Source organism: Megasphaera vaginalis (ex Srinivasan et al. 2021) (genome assembly GCF_000478965.1).
Classification (GTDB): domain Bacteria; phylum Bacillota; class Negativicutes; order Veillonellales; family Megasphaeraceae; genus Megasphaera; species Megasphaera vaginalis.
In genome coordinates this window covers 34,591-54,827 of record NZ_AWXA01000028.1, presented here as the reverse complement: position 1 = coordinate 54,827, position 20,237 = coordinate 34,591, and the positions used below count along the sequence as shown (strand labels likewise).

At 40.3% G+C, this 20,237-nt stretch carries 9 protein-coding genes and 1 pseudogene; 9 read left to right on the top strand and 1 reads right to left on the bottom strand.

Going from position 1 to position 20,237, the window contains the following annotated elements:
* Positions 1 to 212 precede the first annotated feature (212 nt).
* The 7 genes from HMPREF1250_RS05225 to HMPREF1250_RS05195 are packed head-to-tail and all read left to right on the top strand — an operon-like array spanning position 213 to position 8,847.
* The gene (locus HMPREF1250_RS05225; protein WP_023053603.1) at positions 213 to 425 is read left to right on the top strand and encodes a helix-turn-helix domain-containing protein; all 213 of its coding nucleotides are present in this window, start codon (positions 213 to 215) and stop codon (positions 423 to 425) included.
* On the top strand, positions 425 to 2,617 hold the full coding sequence (locus HMPREF1250_RS05220; protein ID WP_023053604.1) for a type I restriction-modification system subunit M: 2,193 nt from the start codon (positions 425 to 427) through the stop codon (positions 2,615 to 2,617). Before HMPREF1250_RS05225 ends, HMPREF1250_RS05220 begins: the two co-directional genes overlap by 1 nt.
* Positions 2,607 to 3,941 (top strand): restriction endonuclease subunit S, encoded by a 1,335-nt coding sequence (locus tag HMPREF1250_RS05215; protein ID WP_023053600.1) that lies wholly within the window; start codon positions 2,607 to 2,609, stop codon positions 3,939 to 3,941. The genes HMPREF1250_RS05220 and HMPREF1250_RS05215 overlap by 11 nt, the downstream gene beginning before the upstream one ends.
* Positions 3,942 to 3,943: 2 nt before the next feature.
* Positions 3,944 to 6,862, top strand: a complete 2,919-nt coding sequence (locus HMPREF1250_RS05210) for a type I restriction endonuclease subunit R (RefSeq protein ID WP_023053568.1) — start codon at positions 3,944 to 3,946, stop codon at positions 6,860 to 6,862.
* Between the two features lie 16 nt (positions 6,863 to 6,878).
* Positions 6,879 to 7,256 (top strand): TIR domain-containing protein, encoded by a 378-nt coding sequence (locus HMPREF1250_RS05205; RefSeq protein ID WP_036242767.1) that lies wholly within the window; start codon positions 6,879 to 6,881, stop codon positions 7,254 to 7,256.
* 20 nt (positions 7,257 to 7,276) lie between these two features.
* The gene (locus HMPREF1250_RS05200; protein WP_023053590.1) at positions 7,277 to 8,257 is read left to right on the top strand and encodes a caspase family protein; all 981 of its coding nucleotides are present in this window, start codon (positions 7,277 to 7,279) and stop codon (positions 8,255 to 8,257) included.
* Positions 8,258 to 8,268: 11 nt separating this feature from the next.
* Complete coding sequence (locus HMPREF1250_RS05195) at positions 8,269 to 8,847, top strand: TIR domain-containing protein (RefSeq protein ID WP_023053572.1); 579 nt, start codon at positions 8,269 to 8,271, stop codon at positions 8,845 to 8,847.
* A 164-nt stretch (positions 8,848 to 9,011) separates the two neighbouring features.
* Here HMPREF1250_RS05195 and HMPREF1250_RS05190 read toward each other — a convergent pair whose 3' ends face one another.
* Complete coding sequence (locus HMPREF1250_RS05190) at positions 9,012 to 10,118, bottom strand: hypothetical protein (protein WP_155914496.1); 1,107 nt, start codon at positions 10,116 to 10,118, stop codon at positions 9,012 to 9,014.
* A gap of 135 nt (positions 10,119 to 10,253) precedes the next feature.
* Here HMPREF1250_RS05190 and HMPREF1250_RS12290 point away from each other — a divergent pair.
* A pseudogene (locus HMPREF1250_RS12290) lies at positions 10,254 to 10,769 on the top strand (ESPR domain-containing protein); the annotation flags it as partial.
* Positions 10,770 to 10,802: 33 nt separating this feature from the next.
* Positions 10,803 to 19,118, top strand: a complete 8,316-nt coding sequence (locus HMPREF1250_RS12030) for an S-layer homology domain-containing protein (RefSeq protein ID WP_419177282.1) — start codon at positions 10,803 to 10,805, stop codon at positions 19,116 to 19,118.
* Positions 19,119 to 20,237 lie beyond the last annotated feature (1,119 nt).

The following is a 20,237-nucleotide window of genomic DNA, read 5'->3' as shown; positions in this document are numbered from 1 at the left end:
ATCTAAGGTAAATAAGAATTAGCGTATTAAGGACACAGAGACAAGTATTGGCGGTCTTCGGACTGCCTTTATTTTTTTGTTTAAAAATCGCTTTATGAGGCAATGTTTCGAAAAAACCAATGAATATATGATATAATATAATAAATAAAAAATTCGTAAAAGCGTAAGTTTATTTTGCGTAATAAAAGTAAAATTGGCTAAGGATGGTAATGATGAAAATTAATTATAACGGTTTGTGGAAAGTCTTGATAGATAAGAATATGAATAAAAAAGATTTAATGGAAAAAGTAGGACTATCACCTGCAACTGTAGCAAAAATGACCAAAGGTGAATTTGTTAGCATGCAGGTTCTTTACAGAATTTGCAAAAATTTAGATGTGGATTTTAAGGATATTATTGCAATGGAAAAGAAAGAAGGTATGTAATGAATAATCAAAAATTAAATACAGCTGAGTATACTAAGCTTGTTAATTTTATATGGTCAATTGCTGATGATTGCCTAAGAGATGTATTTGTAAGAGGTAAATATAGAGACGTTATTTTGCCGATGACAGTAATTAGAAGGTTTGATTCTGTAATAGAACCAAAGAAAAAAGAAATTTTGGAATTAAAAGAAATTTTCAAAAAAAATAATGCAGAAAATCTTGAAGAAGCTATGGGTCTTGCTGTAAATTTACCAATATATAATATTTCTGAGTTTACATTAAAAGATTTAAAAAATGAAACTAACAGCCAAAACTTAAAGAAAAATTTTGAAGAATACTTAGATGGATTTTCTCCAAATGTAAGAGAAATTCTAGATAAATTTAAATTTAAAAATCAATTAGATACAATGACAGAAGCGGGGATATTAGGCTCTGTAATTGAAAAATTCGTATCCTATGATATAAACCTAAGTCCATACCCTGTTTTAAATTCAGAAGGAGATGTAATAAAGCCAGCTCTTGATAACCATACCATGGGAATCTTGTTTGAAGAACTTATAAGAAGGTTTAATGAAGAAAACAATGAAGAAGCAGGAGAACACTTTACACCAAGAGATGTGATAGAGCTTATGGCAGATATTGCTATAGCACCAATAGAAAATAAATTAAAAGATGCACCCTATACTTTATATGATGGAGCGGCGGGTACTCTTGGTATGTGTACCGTGGCAGTAGAAAGGCTTGAGAATATAGCGAAAGAAAAAGGGAAAAATATCACCACCCATATATACGGTCAAGAAATAAATCCTGAAACTTATGCTATAGCAAAAGCAGATATTCTTCTAAAAGGACAAGGAAGAGATGCAGATAATATTTTCTTTGGTTCAACCCTCTCTAATGATATGTTACAAGGCAAGGAATTTGATTTTATGCTATCAAATCCACCTTATGGGAAAAATTGGAAAACTGACCTTGAAAAGATGGGCCAAGGAGCAGATAAAGATTTAAAAAAGAATATCATAGACCCAAGGTTTATAACTAGTCATAATGAAGAAACAGACTTTAGAATGATTCCTGATGTATCTGAGGGTCAACTATTATTCTTGTTAAACAATATATCAAAAATGAAAGATACAGAACTTGGATCTCGTATAGTAGAAATCCATGACGGGTCAGCATTGTTCGCAGGGGCTGTAGGTAATGGATCCAATAATGCTCGTAAATATATGATAGAAAATGACTTAATAGAAGCCATAATCCAACTTCCTAACAATATTTTTTATAATACTGGTATAGCTACTTATATTTGGATTTTATCAAACCGAAAGGAAGAAAGAAGAAAGGGAAAAATTCAACTTATTGATGCCTCCAAGATTAAAACCACTCTTCGTAAAAACATGGGTAAGAAGAATTGTAAATTAAGCGAAGAAAATCAAAAAGAAATCCTAGACTTATATTTAAATTTTGAAGACAATGAAAATTCTAAAATATTTGATAATGAAGAATTTGGTTACTATCAATTAACAGTTGAAAGACCACTTAGACAAAAAGTAAGTGTAAATAAAGAGACAGTCTCAAAGTTTGAAGAAATCCTAAAAAAACTTGGAGTTCTTGAAGGTAAATTTGATAAAAAGAAAGTGAAAGAATTTGCTGACCTTGGAGTGAAAGACACAAAGGGATCAAAAAATGAATTGTCAGACAAAGATAAGATGATAAATTATCTAGGAATATTAAAAGACTTACAAAGAGACGAAGACTACTTATCCTATGCAAAATTTGAAAAAGAATTTAGCAAAAAAGCTAAAGGAATGTCTGGCATTGCCATAAACAATTTAAATAGAACGGGACTACTAGACCTATTTGTATCAAAAGATGAAAAGGCAGAAGTGATAAAAGATAAGAAGGGGAACATGACCCATGACCCAGATTTAAGGGATACAGAACAAATACCACTAAACTATGAAGGAGGTATACAAGCCTTTATAGAAAAAGAAGTTCTGCCACACCACAAAGATGCCTGGGTAGATGAAGAATCTATCCAAACAGGCTATGAAATAAACTTTACAAAATACTTCTATGTGCCTAAAAAATTGCCAAGTATAAAAGAACTGGTAGAAGATATAAAAAGACTGGAAGAAGAATCAGAGGGATTGCTAGATTCAATTTTAGTGGGGCTTGATTATGAGATATAAGGACTATAAAAAGGTGGATATCACATGGCTTAATGAAGTGCCAAGTCATTGGGAGATACAAAGAATAGCTAGTGTATTTGATATTAGAAAGGAAAAGAATGACCCTATAAAAACAGAAGAAGTTCTATCATTAAGTGCAAAATATGGGGTTACTCCTTATTCAGAAAAAAAAGAAAAAGGCGGAAATAAACCAAAGTCAGATTTAACTAAATATAATCTTTGCTATCAAGGGGATATTCTAGTAAATTGCATGAATGTTGTTGCTGGTGCAGTAGGAATATCCAATTATTTCGGTGCCATTAGTCCTGTATATTATCCATTAGTTACAAACAAATACAACAACAAATATTATATGGAATATCTTTTTAGAAATTATGACTTCCAAAGAGGTATGGTTGGTCTAGGTAAAGGGATTATGATGAATGAATCAGAAAGTGGAAACTTAACAACCGTTAGAATGAGGATATCATGGGATACTCTAAAAACTTTGGAAGTACCAGTTCCACCAAAAGAAGAGCAAGAACAAATCAAAAGATTCCTCGATTGGAAAATTAAGGAAATTGATAGGCTTATAGGTGGTTATAGAAATAAAATCCAATATATAAATTTAATAAAATCCCAATTAATTGCAAATGAGTATATGAAATCAGATGAAAAAATACGTTTAAAAATGTTGCTAAAAAATGATATGGAGTACGGTCTTAATATATCTGGAGATATATCTGGAGATTTTAGATATGTAAGAATTACTGATATCGACAAAAATGGCAGTTTAAAAGAAACTGATCAACAGTACGTTTCAAATTTTGATAAAAAATATATATTAAATAAGGGAGATATATTATTTGCTAGAAGTGGAGCAACAGTTGGAAAAACATACTATTACAAAGAAACTGATGGAAATTGTGCTTATGCTGGATATTTAATAAGAGCTAGAGTGAATAAAGATTTGGTTTATTCAGAGTATATTTATTACTTTACTCAATCAAAAATTTATGAAGAATGGAAAAACTCAATATTTATCCAATCAACTATTCAAAATATAAATGCAGAAAAGTATTCTAATTTATTAATACCAATGTTTGATAAAGATGTGCAGAAAAAAGTTATTAAAAATTGCAAATTAATTATTAATCTTATAGATAAAATTGAGAAAAACCAAGCTCAACAAATCAATAACCTAAAATTACTAAAACAATCTCTAATATCAGATGTAGTTACGGGTAAGATTGATGTAAGAAATGTCGTTATCCCTGAATATGACAAAGTAAGTGATATAGAAGACGATGTAATTTTAGATGGAAATTTTAATGAGGAGGTATAAGTATGGGTATTCGTACAGAAAAGGCAGAATCGGCTCTTGAGAATCAAATAATAGAATATTTGCAAACTATTGGATATGACTATGTAAAGCCAAGTGAGATGAAGCTTTTTTTTAATAAAAAGTATGCTATTGATGAGAAAAGATTATTTTCTTTTATAGAAAAAACTCAGCCTACGGCATACGACAAGCACAGACTAGATACTGACTTAGGAAGACAAAAATTTTTAAATAATCTTTCATCTGCTCTAATTCGTGACGGGGTTGCCCATGTTTTAAAAGAAGGTGTCAAGATGTATCCAACGGGAGTAATTTTCTTTTACCACGCCCTTGATAAGAAAAGACCGTCATCTTTTGATGAGTTTAATTCTAATATTTTTTCTGTTACAAATCAATTGACCTATTCTGAGGCAAATCCTGGACTTGAGCTTGATATATGTGTATTTGTAAATGGACTTCCGATCATGACCATGGAGCTTAAGAGTAGGATGTCTGGGGCAGGATGGACCTATAAAGATGCAGAAGACCAATACAAAAATGACAGGGATTCGAGGGAGCCTCTCTTTATGTTTAAGAGATGCTTTGCTCATTTTGCAGTAGATGAAAATTATGTTTCGTTTACTACAAAATTAAATGGAAAAGATACTTTCTTTATGCCATTTAATAAGGGCAATGGAGATGGTGGTGCTGGAAATCCTATTGGCGAAGGGACTATGACAGATTATCTGTGGAAGGACTTTCTTTCTAAAAAAACTCTTCGTTCTTTAATTACTCAGTTTGTTTATATACAAAGAAAAAAAGATACAAAAACAAAGAAAACAAAAGAAACTTTAATTTTTCCAAGATTTCACCAATATAGAGTAGTTACTAGACTTGTAGAGGATGTAGAGAAAAACGGCGTAGGTGGTAGGTATTTAATTCAACATTCAGCAGGTAGTGGGAAGTCAAATTCAATAACATGGTTAGCTTATAGATTAGTTGAAGCAGAAAAAGACTACAAAAAGCTTTTTGATTCAGTCATTGTAGTAACTGATAGAAAGAACTTAGATAAACAAATTTCTGATAATATCAGATCTTTTATTTCTGTTTCTTCAAACTTTGCTCATTCCGATTCATCAAAAGAATTAGAAAAACTCCTAGTAGATGGCAAGAAAATAATCACGACTACTGTACAAAAGTTCCCTTATATTATTGAAACAGTTGGCAGTAAAATGAAAGGGAAAAATTTTGCTATTATTATAGATGAAGCTCATTCTTCTCAATCTGGTAAAGCTGCGGCATCTCTTTCTACTGCAATTTCAGGTAATTATAAAGTTACAGATGACATGGATAGTGAAGACTATATTAATGCAATTATTGAAGCTAGAAAAATGCCGGAAAATGCATCTTATTTCGCCTTTACTGCAACACCTAAAGCAAAGACTATAGAAATGTTTGGTTCTGTTTTTGACCTTTATTCTATGAAGCAGGCAATAGAAGAAGGATTTATTCTTGATGTATTAAAAAATTACACAACTTATGGAAATTACTATAAAGTATATAAAACCGTAAAAGACAATCCCCTTTTTGAGTCTAAAAAAGCTAGTAGGAAGATTAGAAATTTTGTTGAAGGACAGGAGTTTCCAATTAGGCAAAAATCCGAAGAAATAGTTAATCATTTTATTAATAATTCTTCTAAAAAGATAAATGGTAAAGCCAAGGCTATGGTTGTAACTTCATCTATACTTAGGGCAATTGAGTATTATTTTGCCATAAATGATATCTTGAATGCTCATAAAAGTCCATTTAAGGCACTTGTAGCTTTTTCTGGCGAAAAAGAGTATAGAGGGAAAAAAGTTACCGAGAGTTTATTAAATGGATTTTCAGATAAGGAAACTCCAGAAGTTTTTAAAAAAGATGAATACAAGTTTTTAATTGTTGCAGATAAATATCAAACAGGATATGATGAGCCGCTTCTTCATACAATGTATGTAGATAAAATTTTAAACGATGTAAAGGCTGTTCAAACTCTCTCTAGGCTCAATAGATGCTGCGAAAATAAAATAGATACTTGCGTACTTGATTTTGCAAATGATGCAGATGATATAAAAGATGCTTTTCAGCCATTCTACAAGGAAACTAAGCTTATTGAAGGAACAGATCCAAATAAATTGTATGAAATACTAGGAAAGCTTGATTATTTAAATGTTTACGAAGAAGATGAGGTTGATAGAGTCATAGATATGTTCTTTGAAAATAAATCAAGAGAATTTATTGATCCTATTATGGATACTTGTGTTGAAAGATATAAAGAGTTAGACGAGGAAGATCAAGTTGAGTTTAAATCTGGGGTTAAGTCCTTCATACGAACTTATAACTTTCTATCAGCAATTTTACCTATTGGTCAAATTGAATGGACTAAAAAATCAATATTTTTTGAATTGCTTGTCCATCGCTTGCCAACACCGAGGGATGATAAAGGAATAAATGAAATATTAGAGTCAATTGACTTAGAATCTTATAGACTTGAAAAACAAAATGAACTTAATATAGCTCTAGAAAATGAAGATGGAGAAACTTCTTCGAATCAAGCTGGAACTGCAAGACCGTTTGAACCTGAAATGGAATCATTAGATATCATTATTGCCAACTTCAACGATATTTTTGGCAATATTGATTGGAATGATAAGGATAATGTAGCAAGGCAAATAAAAGAACTTCCTGATATGGTAGCTAAAGATGAAAGAATTATAAATGCAATTAAAAATTCAGATAAGGGAAATGTAAAGATTGAATATGAGAATGTGTTAGCAGATGTAATGAGAGCTATTATGAAGGACAACATGGAGTTATTCTTGCAATTTACTTCTAATCAACAGTTCAAGAAGTGGTTATCTGATTCTATTTTTATGGAAATTATGAATAAACTAAAAGATGATAATTAAGGAGGAAAAAACAGAAATGAAAAGAATTTTTATAAGTTTTGCTATTGAAGATGAAGGCTTAAGAAACTTATTAAGAGGACACTCTCGAAATCCTAATAGTAACATTGAATTTGTGGATATGTCTGTCAAGAAACCTTGGGATTCTATGTGGAAAACAAATTGCAGAACACGAATTAAAGGTTGTGATGGAATGATTTCTATAATTACAAAAAATTCTAAAAATGCATCAGGGCAAATTTGGGAAATGAATTGTGCCAAACAAGAGGGGGTACCTATTGTTGGAATATATGGAAATGATGAGCATTCAGGAATAAAAGTACCCAGCGAATGTGGATATGTAAGATTAATGGATTGGACGTGGTCTAATATTAGTAATTGGATAAGTTCACTTTAAGTAGGAAGGGGTGTATTAAGATGAAAAACTATAAAGCATTAGTTGTAGGTATAGATAATTATCCAGCAGCTCCTTTATCGGGATGTGTAAATGATGCTAATGAGATTCAAAAATTATTAGAAACAAATGGAGATGGAAGTCCTAATTTTGATGTGAAATTTGAGCCAAACGTTTCATCCAAAAAAGAAATGTACGAATTATTAAATTCTTTATTTGGAACAGGAGAATCAGATATCGCACTATTTTATTTTTCTGGACATGGAACAGGAGAATTAGGTGGGAAAATTGTTTTACCTGATTATGATGGTATGGATTTAGGAATTTCAATGACAGATATTTTAAGATTGGCTAACAAGTCAAAGAGTAAAAATAAAATTATAATATTAGATTGCTGTTTTTCAGGAAAAATGGGTGAAGCTGGATTTACTGATACAACTGATTCTGTTGTAGGACAAGGCGTAACAATAATGACAGCTAGTAATAGAGATGAGTATGCTGTAGAAGATAGAATTACAGGACATGGGATCTTTACTGAGTTATTAATACAAGGTTTACTAGGTGGTGCTGCAGATGTAGGTGGTAATATAACTCCAGCAAGTCTTTATTCTTTTGTTGACCAATCTCTTGGGGCTTGGGAACAAAGACCGTTATTTAAGACTAACATTTCTAGATTTTTACCAATCAGAACTGTTGAACCTAGAGTTTCAAAGCAGATACTTAGAAAAATAAGTGATTATTTTGTTGACCCATATGACGAATATAGATTAGACCCATCATATGAATATACTAATACGCCTGATGATAATCATGAAATTAAAGAGCCATATGCAAATGATGATAATGTTAAAGTATTTAAGGATCTTCAATTATATGAAAGTGTTGGTCTTATAGAACCGGTAGGAGCTGAGCATATGTATTTTGCAGCTATGAACAGTAAATCTTGCAAGTTAACTCCTTTGGGATTGCATTATTGGAAATTATCAAAAGATAAAAGATTCTAGGAGGAATATATATGATTTTAACAAATGAATTTTTAAGAAGAGAATCTATTAAAAGAGAAATTAGTAATGCATCGGAAACAAGGATTTTAAATGAAAATTACACAGTTTTTTTAAAAAAAGAATCATATGACTTGTTTATATCGCATAGTTTTTTAGATAAAAAACTGATACTAACACTAATTGATTTATTTAACAACGCAGGTTATTCTGTATATGTAGATTGGATAAATGATAAAAATTTGGATAGAAATAATGTATCACCTAAGACGGCTAATGTTATTAAAAATAGAATATCTAATTGTAAAGGCTTATCTTATATCGCTACTAGAAATATTGTTAATTCAAAATGGTGTCCATGGGAATTGGGGTTAGCAGATGGCATGTTAAATGGAAAAGCATGTATACTACCTGTAATGGAAGAATCTAGCACTTTTAAAGGGCTTGAATATTTAGGCCTTTATCCATACATAGAATATGAAAAAATAAGAGGAAAAAGTACTTATGAGTTCTGGGTTATAGATCAAGTCGATAGTAGTAGATATGCTTCTCTCAAGAGATGGCTAAATGGAGCTGCACCAGAAAGACATTAAAAATAATAAGGAGATGGCTATCCCTTCACCTCCTTATCCATGTAAATTCCATAATTTTTTCGGATACTGTAAAGTTCATCCATAGTAGATTTTGAGGAAGAATGCTCTTGTATAAGGGTGTTCTTTTTTTATTACAACTTATCAAGCTTTTATAGTATTTAAATTCAATTAAATTCTAAATTAATATATTTCCTAACCGTATTCCTTGATAACTTAAACTTTCTAGCAGTTTGAGATATATTTCTACTAGCATGATAATATTCTTTAACTGCTAAAATTAACTTTTCTTTTTCTTCTCTTTTTTGCTGAGCTATGATTTCTTTTTTAGTATAAGGTTTTAGACATGACATAAACTGACTTTCTTCTTCTGAAATATCTAACCATTCCATGATTTTTTTGTTGGATAATTTCTTGAATTTAGGAGCTACATTCCTTATAGCACTCCTCCATTTTGATTCTATATATCTTTCTTTTTCGAACCCTCCACCTATTAAACTTCCAATTTCATATAAAATATCCTTAGATAGGTTTCCATTAATAATTGTCCATGCGCCTTGAATCATTATTTTATCTCTACTGCCAACAAGTGTATTATTTTCTTTCCTTATCTTAATTAATGTTTTATAATCATCAATTCTTTTTAAGCTTAGTTTTTCAATGTTTGCTTTGTGGACATAGTTGCTTTTATTTATATCTTCCTCTGGTTTTAGTTCAATTATCCACAAGCCGAGATAATATCTAGGAAAATCGTTAATATCTATTAGAGTACCCCTTGCTTTAGCTGAGCTATTATAGGATAGGGGTAATCTTATAATTTGTAATATATTAGATCCAACGGTTTTATCTAAATCAATATTTTTTAATGCATAGACATCTGCATCTTTTAATTCAGAGATTTTTTCATACAAACTTTCTTTTAGATATGCCGCACAATCTTGGTATAAACTTATTTGTTGTTCTTTTTTTATTTTGTCTTTATAAAAATTTACGGTTTCTATTAAATAAAATAGATGTAACCCTCTACCTGAATTAAGAATTATATGGGGACAAAGTATATTATCAAAAACGTTAAAAGTTTTTAAAGCGTTATAAACATTTTCTGCTTTTTTATGATCCCATTCAACATCTCTACGACAATCTAAGTCAACTACAATGTAGGAACAGCGTTTAATATTATTTATATCTATAATTGGCTTTCTAGATTTATGTTCAAATGAAGGATACCTTTCAGCGACTGAAATATAAATATTTTTTCTGTTATAATCATGCATGATTAAAAATAATACATAGTTATATAGAAAATATTTGATATACGTTGACATGTGGCTTATAATGATAATACAATAATAGCGTCGATATTTTTGGGGGGGCAGCTTTTAGCTGCGATTCTCTTTTTAGGAGGAAATATGAATAAAATTTATAAGTTAATTTGGAGTAAGACGAAAAACTGCTGGGTCGTTGCATCCGAGCTGGCGAAAGGACACGGGAATAATAAGTCACGTGTTAAAAACAGCCTGCTTGCCGTCTTTGTCATGACTGCGCTTTTGGCAGGAGGCGTGGCAGATGTACAGGCGCTGACACAACAGGAAAAAGAGGAAATCAAGAACGAAGTCGCCCTAGATTTGCTTGATAAGATTGCACACGGTGGAGAAATTCCCGGTGCGAAAGCGGAGTACGGGCCCACGAACTTTCCTGATGCGATTGCTAATCGTATTTTCTACTATAATGATGTTTCGAGTAAAATCGGTGAGAAACTTAAGAAGGACGGACTTACGCTTCGGTATTTTGCCGTACGTCCGGACTATATTGAACCGTCCCGTGACTATCTGGAACGCTATGCCAAATCAGACTGGACCAACGTCAATAACGACGGGGCTTTCGGTGCGCACTCCATGGCACTCGGCTACCGTGCATTCGCGGAAGCCAAGCATGGCGTTGCCATCGGTCGCTCTGCTTTGGCGGGAGGATCCAAGGATAAGGACGGTTATCACGGTGACGGTGGCGTCGCTATCGGTAACCATGCCTGGGCGCTGGGCGACAAGTCGGTTTCCGTCGGGAACGACGCACGTGCCGTTCATAAAGGTATTGCCATCGGGATTCAAGCTGAAGCCGGCTTGGACGAAGATGATAACACGACGGATTGGTCTACAGCTCCTGGCTTTACCCCAAAATCAGGTAAGTCGATTCAATATGACCCGAAAACAAAATTACCCTACGTAACCAGTGACATCACACAAAAGTTCGGTGCGATTGCCATCGGTACGGATGCCAAAGCACATGGCCGTCACTCCACCGCCATCGGTACGGGTGCGAAGGCGAAGGCACACTATGCCTCGAGTTTCGGATTCGGCTCGGAAGCATCGGCGATGGATTCCGTTGCCTTCGGTAATAACGCAACTGCTAAAGGACTCGGTGCGATTGCCATCGGCAGTGACCACGAATCTTCGAGCGGCGGGGCGCAGGCATACAGCGGTGATACGATTGCCATCGGTCGCAGCGCAATGGCCGGCAATGAAAATGATACGGCAACGGTGTATAATACCGTCGCTATCGGACGGGAAGCCAGAGCGTACGGCAAAAACTCGATCGCATTGGGCGGAACTGCCAATGTGGGTGATGTCTGGCAAAAACAATTAGCTGAAGGCGGTACGGCAATCGGGAGCAGCGCCAATGCGGCCTTGGAAAACGCAACGGCTCTCGGATATAAGTCGATAGCCTATGCGAAGGACGCGGTGACCCTCGGCGCGAACACCAGAGCGGATATCGATGGCGGCGTGGCGTTGGGCAGTGAATCCAACGTAGGATCTTATAGCTCTCCGAGTTACGGCAAAGCCGGTAAAGTCGGTTATGATCCGTTGGGCGCCGGCGCGGACGAAACTTCCACGTGGAAAGCCACAAAAGCGGCCGTTTCTGTCGGTAATCAGCAAAAGGATATTACCCGACAAATTATCAATGTCGCTGCCGGTACGGACAACACCGACGCGGTCAACGTGGCGCAGCTGAAAGCTCTCCAGAGCAAAGCATGGAAAGACCTTGTTGCGTCGGAAAATAAGCTGGGAGCGAGAATCGCTACCAATACCACAAGTATTACCAATCTTTCCGGGAGGGTACGCACAAACGAGGGAGACATCGGGCGTCTTAAGACGGATGTAAGTACAAATGATTCAAGAATCAGATACTTATATAATAATATGCCTTTCTTGCACTACGTTTCTGTAAAAAGTGAAGGCATGGCGCCTAATGAAGGCAACTACAAAAATGATGGCGCCAGCAAACGGGGTGCGATTGCTATCGGTGCTCATACATCATCAGATGGCGATGGTGCCGTTGCTTTAGGTGCTCATTCATTTGTCAGAGGACAGGGTAGCGTCATCGTCGGTGAAAATTCGGACAATTATACCGGTGGATTAAAGGCCAAAGAAGGACAGTTTGATCAAAGCATTATTCTCGGATCAGATAACACTATATTTGCTCAAAGTGCGGAAAATGGTGGTCGGGAAGATAAAGTTATCGGGAACATGAACAGAGTCGAGGAGTCTCACGGTACGTTTGTCCGTGGTACGGGCAACTTTGTGTATGACGCGTATAATAACGAAGCGCTGACCGATGAAGATAAGCAAAAAGAGCAGGATTTCCTTGATCCTATAGACGGTGGCGACCCGACCGGCCTTTTCCAGAAGGGAAGAAGCCATGTGAGCGTCGAAGGTGACGGGAACTTGGTGTCAGGCGCTCTCTATACGCAAGTTTCCGGCGTAGGCAACGAAATTTCCAATTCGCAACCTGACGAGAATGGGCCAAGCACTCCGAGAGTAACCTATAACATCGTTACAGGCAACAGAAACACCGTTGTCGATTCCAGTCATAACCTGATACTGGGCGACAACCACGAGTTGGAAAACGTCAATGGAAATATCATTATCGGCTCGCTGACAACGAAAGCGAAAACCGAAAAATCGAACGTCACCATCCTCGGCAATGACGCCAACGTCAGCGAGGACGGCGGCGTGGCTTTGGGTACCGGTTCCGTAGCAAGTACCGCTGCGGGTATTGCCGGCTATGATCCTCTCACGGGAGAAGCCTCCGCAAAGACGACATCGACATGGAAATCAGGAAACGGCGCAATATCCGTAGGCACGTCAGATAAGACAAGACAAATCACCAACCTTGCCGCAGGTATACAGGACACCGACGCGGTGAACGTTGCGCAGCTGAAGGCCTTGAATACCAAAGTAGACAACTTGCCTTCCATTCACTATTTCTCCGTCAAAGCAGATGACAGTAAAAAACCTGCCGACACCAACTGGAATAATGACGGCGCGACAGGAAATAAGGCCATTGCGATCGGCCAAAAAGCAAAAAGTGAGGGTTATGCTGCAGTAGCCATGGGTGCAAGCGCTCACACAGGCGCGAACGCGCATTATTCACTTGCTCTGGGCATGAAGAGTGACGCTGCGGGATTTGCCAATATAGCGCTCGGCAATGAAGCTAAGGCGCAAGCCGCAATGTACGCTACCGCGATCGGGCAGGAGGCCGCTGTAACCAAGAATCAAGGCATTGCGATTGGCACGACTGCGAAAACGGATGCGGAAAACGGAATCAGTTTCGGTACGCAGGCAAAATCGTTGGCGAACCGCGGAATTGCAGTAGGAACGAACAGCACGGTAGATGAAACGGGTGGTCGCGGAATAGCCATCGGTGATGGCGCCTATGTCGGCGCCAAAACGCAGGGTCATCTGGGTACGGGCATGTCGAATCCGGGGGATGCATGGAACCCGAGCGAACCGTATTTGCCGGTCGCTGATGATACAGTAGCGGGTCCGGGAAAACTGGCACGCGAAAACTCGATGGCGATCGGTATGAAAGCGAGTGCTTTCGGATTCCAAACGACGGCATTGGGAGCAGGTGCGGAAGCACATGACACCAATACGACAGCGGTCGGTGCCGCGGCGGTTGCCAAAGGGAATTACAGCACGGCACTGGGCAAACAGGCGCGTACATTTGAAAAAGAATCGACCTCGGTCGGTCATTGGGCGGACTCCCGCGCGGAATTCGCAACGGCTCTCGGCGCGAATACCATCGTGTACAAAAAAGGCGGCGTAGCGCTGGGATTCGGCGCGCGTGCTTATGATGAAAACAGTGTTGCCATCGGCAGCAACTCTTTCGCGAAAGAAGCGATTGACGGAAAAGCATACCTCAGCGATGAAGAAGTGAAAGCCGCAGCGGGTATCGTCTCGGTCGGCAATCCGGCGTACAAAGTAGGGGATAAGGACGTCGCAGCGAACTATCGCCGTATTGTCAATGTGGCAGGCGGTATCCACGACAATGACGCCGTAAACGTACTCCAGCTGAAAGCAGCGAGAACCACAGTCAAAGCAGGCGACTATGTAACTGTTACGGAAGGCAAAGAACAGAACGTAGACGGAACCGTATACACCGTCAAAGGACCGACACTCTCCGTAGACGGCGGCAACCTGACTGTGGCAGATGACGAAGAAACAATAACAGGCACAACGGATAAGAGAAAAATAGGCTACAAGCTCAGCTTGAATAAAGAACTCACAGGTCTTACCAGTGTAAGCAGTACTACGTTCAAAGCAGGTGATAACGTCACACTCGGAGGAACGGGACTGACCATTACAAACGGTCCGTCTGTAACCGCTACAGGCATTGATGCAGGCAGTAAGAAAATTACCAACGTGGCAGCCGGTACAGAAGACGGCGATGCGGTTAACTTCAAACAGTTGAGTGACGTCAAGACTATCGCAACAACCAACCAAACGAATATCACTAAATTGCAAAATGGTTTCACCGTGAAAGACGGCGGAACGGGTTCGGCGAATGTTACACTCGGCGGAGATACGAAGCAGGAGGTTACCTTCAAAGCTGCCGTAGACAAAACAACGGAAGCAACGGAGAACGGCTCCTCGCTGACCTCAACTGTCGGTACGGACAGAAACGTCACTTACAAGCTGAACATGAACCAGCTGAAAAAAGACCTCGGCATTACCGAAGGCCCTGGTGGCGTCATGAGTTCTTGGAAGCTGAAAGTAAAGGGCGAAACAACACCGCAGGACATCAAAAACGGTAATGAAGTTACCTTTGACGCTTCCGGCGACGGGATCACCGTAACGAGAGAAAACTCGACCATTAAGTACAGTATCAACGGAAGCAAGCTCGATATCACAAATAACCAGTCGATTACCAAATTGGGTGATCGTATTGACAAGTTGCCTTCCATTCACTATTTCTCAGTAAACTCTGAGGACAGCGCAAATCCTGCCGGAACGAACTGGAGTAACGACGGAGCGACGGGGACAGATGCGGTTGCTATCGGTAAAAACGCCGCAGCATCGGGTAAATCCGCTTTCGCGACGGGATGGAAATCAAAGGCGGCCGGATATTCTGATATAGCGATCGGCAGAGAAGCGGAAGCGACCGGCGGCTGGGGCGTAGCCATCGGACAGGCAGCGAAAGCGCAGGCTTCGACCGCTGTCGCCATGGCGTATGGTGCAAATGCAAAGGGAAGTAACTCTTTAGCTATCGGTGTGCAATCGGAAGCCAAAACGGATGACTCTAGTGCTTACGGGCGCGGAGCCAAAGCGCTGGGCGAAGTCGCTCTCGCTGTCGGGACACTGACCAAGGCAGAGGGAAATCATTCTTCCGTATTTGGATACAAAGCGACGACGGACAGCACCGCATGGAACGGTACGGCGATCGGCAGAGGAGCCTATATCGGCAAACAGGCGGCAGACGGAACCACGCCGGACACCGGTGTTTCGAATAACTACTACACGCCTGTGGATGATGACACGGTTGTGGAAGCCGGTAAGGAAACGAAGAACTCAACAGCTGTCGGATTTGGAGCGAAGTCCTTCGGATATCAGAATACCGCCGTCGGGGCAGGTGCGGAAGCCTTTGATACGAATACAGTGGCTGTCGGTGTCTTGTCCAAAGCCATCGGTCACTATGCCAATGCATTGGGCAAACAGGCCAGAGCGGAAGGAAAGAACTCTACCGCCATCGGTCATTTCGCAAGGGCGCTTGGTGAAAGCTCCATGGCCTTGGGCGATTACGCGATTACATCGACACTGGACGGCACAGGAAAAGTCAATCAATCGGTAGCACTCGGCTCGCATGCCCGTGTCGCTGCTGACAACTCCCTTGCTTTGGGCAATAACTCTCTTGCCAACATTGCCGATGATGTAAAAACAGAAGCTTACTTATCCAAGGAAGCTTTCAAGAAAGAAAACGGTGTAGTATCTGTCGGCAATTCTGAATATACGATTGGTGATGAAAAGATTAAGCAGAACTACCGCCGCATTACCAATGTTGCAGGCGGTGCGGAAGACAATGATGCTGTGAACGTCGCACAGCTGAAAGCGTTGGAAGGCAAAGTCACGACCAACAAGGAAGACATCACGACCATCAAAAAAGGCTGGACGCTGAAAGACGCCAATACAGGAACAAAAACCGTGAAAGCCGAAGATACCGTTAAAGTCACGGGTGATGACTATATCACGGCGACCGTGGACAATGACGGCCTGAAGCTCGGCATGAGCGAAACCAAGCTGAATGACCAAATCAATAAGCAGATAAATACCAACTCGACTGTGACAGGCAAGATGAACTCTTGGGTTCTGAAGGCTGCTTCAGACAAAGACGCGGAAAAAGCCGGAAAAACGATTAACAATACGGATAATGACGTTACTTTTGACGTAGAAACGGGTCAGGGACTTACCGTAGCGAGAAACGGCGCGACTATCAAGTATGGTGTAAATAACACTCAACTGGTGAAAAATATCAATGACGGAGATACGGCAGTCACCAATATTTCCGCGAAATTCTCGATTAGCGGTGCAGACGCTACGACTAAAAAGAATTTGACCTTAAGCAAAACATCGACGCCGAATATCCAATTCCTCGGTACAGCCGGTGAAACCACCGTGACCGTAGGCGGCAACGATACTGCTCCGACCGTTACCGTAGGCTTGGATGCAAAGTTCAAGAAACAGGTAACGGATAACACGACAAACATCGGTAAGAATACCGAAGCTATCGGTAAGAACACCGAAAACATCGACAAGAACACGAAAGCTATTGCCGCTAAGATGACCTCGTGGAAGCTGAAAGCGGGCGGCGTTGATGGAGAAGCGGAAATTAAAGACGGTAATGAGGTTACCTTTGATGTAGCAGTAAAAGATAAGGGACTGACCGTTACAAGAGACGGCTCGACCATTAAATACGGTATCGACGGAAAACAGATTGATATTTCCCAAAATGAAACTGTTACCGATCTTAAGACGGAAATCAAAAATAGCAAGACAACCGTAGAAGCAGGTGACTATGTAACCGTTACGAAAAAAACGGAAGATGGAAAGGGAACGACCTACACCGTCAACGGCCCGAAACTCACCGTAGTTGATGGAGAGAAAAACCTGACTGTTACCGACGATACGGATAAGGATGGCAAGAAGGTAGGCTACAAACTCGAACTGAACAAAGAGCTCACAGGCCTTACCAGCGTAAGCAGCGACACGTTCAAAGCAGGTAATGACGTAACGCTCGACAAAACCGGTCTTAAGATTACAGGCGGTCCGTCTGTCACCACCGGCGGTATCAACGCGGGCAAGAAGAAAATCACCAACGTGGCAGATGGCGACGTATCTGAAAACAGTACCGACGCGGTGAACGGCGGACAGTTGTACAAACTGCAACAAACTGTCGCTGGAAGCAAAGTCACTGTAGAAGCGGCAGAAAACAGCCAGATTACCGTTACCTCTGAAACACAAGCGGACAAGTCTACAAAATATGTGGTAGACATCGCGAAAGACGGGACCATTGGCGGAGATAAAGATGAAAATCTCGTTACCGGAAAAACCGTTAAGGACTATGTCGATGCGAATCAGGTAACCGTCACAGATGACGGAAAAAGCGGCGTCAAAGTTGAAAAAATTGTAGAAGACGGAAAGCCGGTCAACTACAAGGTAAGTCTCGGCGACAAAATCAAAGCAGGTGATGTCACTGTTGATGGCACGAAAGGCAAGGGACAAATCACAGGACTCTCCAATACGACATGGGATGCTGACAAATATGTCTCCGGCCGCGCAGCGACAGAAGATCAGTTGAAAGCGGTATCGCAAAATGCGGCAGAAGCGGCGAAAAAGCATACTACTGTGGTAGCAGGTGACTATGTCACTGTCAGCGAAGGCACGAATGCCAATGGCGGTAAAGAATACACCGTAACCGGTCCGAAAGTCGAGGCGGCGCAAGGAGAAACCAACCTTGTTGTCGGTGACATCATGGACGGTAACAAAAAAGTCGGTTACAATCTCAAACTGAACAAAGAACTGACAGGTCTGACCAGAGTAAGCAGTGCCACTTTCAAAGCAGGCAATGACGTAACGATCAACAACGACGGTCTTACCATCAAAGACGGCCCGTCCGTCAAAAAAGACGGCATTGACGCCGGCGGTAAGGTAATCGCCAACGTGGCAGACGGCAAAGCCGATACCGACGCGGTGAACGTAAGACAGCTCAATGCCATTGCGAACGCGGGCAATCAGAATCTGGCCATTCTCGGCGGCAAAGTGAGTGAACTGGACGGACGTGTGAACCGAGTCGGCGCGGGTGCAGCTGCGCTTGCCGCTCTCCATCCGCTGGACTTTGATCCGGATGACAAATGGGACTTCGCGGCCGGCTACGGCAATTACAGCGGCGCGAACGCTGTTGCTATCGGCGCGTACTATCGTCCGAATGAAGACACCATGTTCAGCGTCGGCGGCTCGTTCGGCGGCGGTGAAAACATGGTGAACGCGGGCGTTTCCGTGAAACTCGGCCAGGGCAATAACGTCACGACCTCCAAGATCGCTATGGCGAAAGAGATCAAAGATCTCCGCTCGGAAGTCGAAGTATTGCGACAGGCGATTGTCGGCGTCGGTCAGGGACAGGAACTCGATCCGATGAAGATGAAACTCTTCCCGGACATCGAGAAAAACCACTGGGCCTATGAAGCGGTCGAAGAGCTCACGAAACAGGGCTTGCTCGAAGGTTACCCGGACGGCACCTTCCGAGGCGATCGCATGATGACCCGCTACGAATTCGCGCAGCTCGTTTACAGAGCCATGCAAAAAGGCCTTAACGTAAACGAAAAACTGATTCAGGAATTCGAACCGGAATTGGAACGTTTCCGTATCGATGTCATTTCCAAAGACAAAAACGGAAACCCGGTCATCGAAAGAGTCCGTGTCAACGAGAAGAGAAAAGCAAAATAAAACTTCATAAAAACGGCACAACCGAAGTAAAAAAGAAAACCCCGAGGGAAATAACTCCCCGGGGTTTTTTCATGCTGCATGAAAGAAAGCAAAATAATTCATATATGACGTTGAGGAAGAAAGAATTCAAAGTTTTTAAAATATATTACTTGATTATTGCCATAAAACAATAAAATGCAAACTGCAAGCCGTCCCCGGATGACGGGAAGCAAGCGAACCACTTTTCGAGGAGCGGAGCGACGCTGTAAAAGTGAGTGAGACGCTTTGCCTTGGCTAAGGTGGCGGCGAAGCCGTCGGAAGGGGCAAGTGTGAGCAGAAACGAAAAAAGCAGTTTTTGCAGAACGGTATTAACTACTTGCCCGTCATTCTTGAACGAAGTGAAGAATCCGGGCAGAGGTTGGAGATATTAAATGTGTTTTCCTGTACCCGCTGCCGGATTCTTCGCTAAGAGTCAGATGATGTTTTTTCTTTCATCATCATTCCAATTCTGTTCTCCGCTCAAGAATGACGGCAGGGGTGTTTTTGTTTTGCCATGATATTCTGATGCTAAATGAGTACATAAAGAAAAGTATACAAGACGCAAGCTGTCCCCGCTTGTCGGGGAAAGTGTCAGCGGAGCTGACGAAAGGGGCAAGTGTGAGTAGAAAAGAAAGAATGGAAATAAGTGTGAATGGAAACGGAAAAAGCGGTTGTCACAGAACGGTATTAATACTTGCCTGTCATTCTTGAACGAAGTGAAGAATCTGGGCAAAGAATACGGGTGTTATATACGCTTTTAATGATTATCCTATGCCGGATTCTTCGCTAAGAGTCAAATTATGTTTTTCCTTTGTCATCATTCCGATTTTGCTCGCCGCTCAAGAATGATGGCAGAGATGTTTTTGTTTGCCATGATATTCTGTTCTGTGTACGCACACATGCCCCTTTCGCCTCGCAAGGCTCGGCACTTCCCTCCGTGTTCGGGGGAAGCTGACGCTAAGGAAGAAAGAATTTATAGTTTTTAAATATATTACTTGATTGTTGCCATAAAACGATAAAATGCAGATCGCAAGCCGTCCCCGACTACGGGGAAGGTGGCGGCGTCAGCCGTCGGAAGGGGCGAGTGTGAGTAAATACGAA

Coding starts and splice junctions, on each gene's coding strand:
- HMPREF1250_RS05190 (WP_155914496.1), bottom strand. CDS start 10,118: ATGCATGATTATAACAGAAAAAATATTTATATTTCAGTCGCTGAAAGG.
- HMPREF1250_RS05195 (WP_023053572.1), top strand. CDS start 8,269: ATGATTTTAACAAATGAATTTTTAAGAAGAGAATCTATTAAAAGAGAA.
- HMPREF1250_RS05200 (WP_023053590.1), top strand. CDS start 7,277: ATGAAAAACTATAAAGCATTAGTTGTAGGTATAGATAATTATCCAGCA.
- HMPREF1250_RS05210 (WP_023053568.1), top strand. CDS start 3,944: ATGGGTATTCGTACAGAAAAGGCAGAATCGGCTCTTGAGAATCAAATA.
- HMPREF1250_RS05205 (WP_036242767.1), top strand. CDS start 6,879: ATGAAAAGAATTTTTATAAGTTTTGCTATTGAAGATGAAGGCTTAAGA.
- HMPREF1250_RS05220 (WP_023053604.1), top strand. CDS start 425: ATGAATAATCAAAAATTAAATACAGCTGAGTATACTAAGCTTGTTAAT.
- HMPREF1250_RS05215 (WP_023053600.1), top strand. CDS start 2,607: ATGAGATATAAGGACTATAAAAAGGTGGATATCACATGGCTTAATGAA.
- HMPREF1250_RS05225 (WP_023053603.1), top strand. CDS start 213: ATGAAAATTAATTATAACGGTTTGTGGAAAGTCTTGATAGATAAGAAT.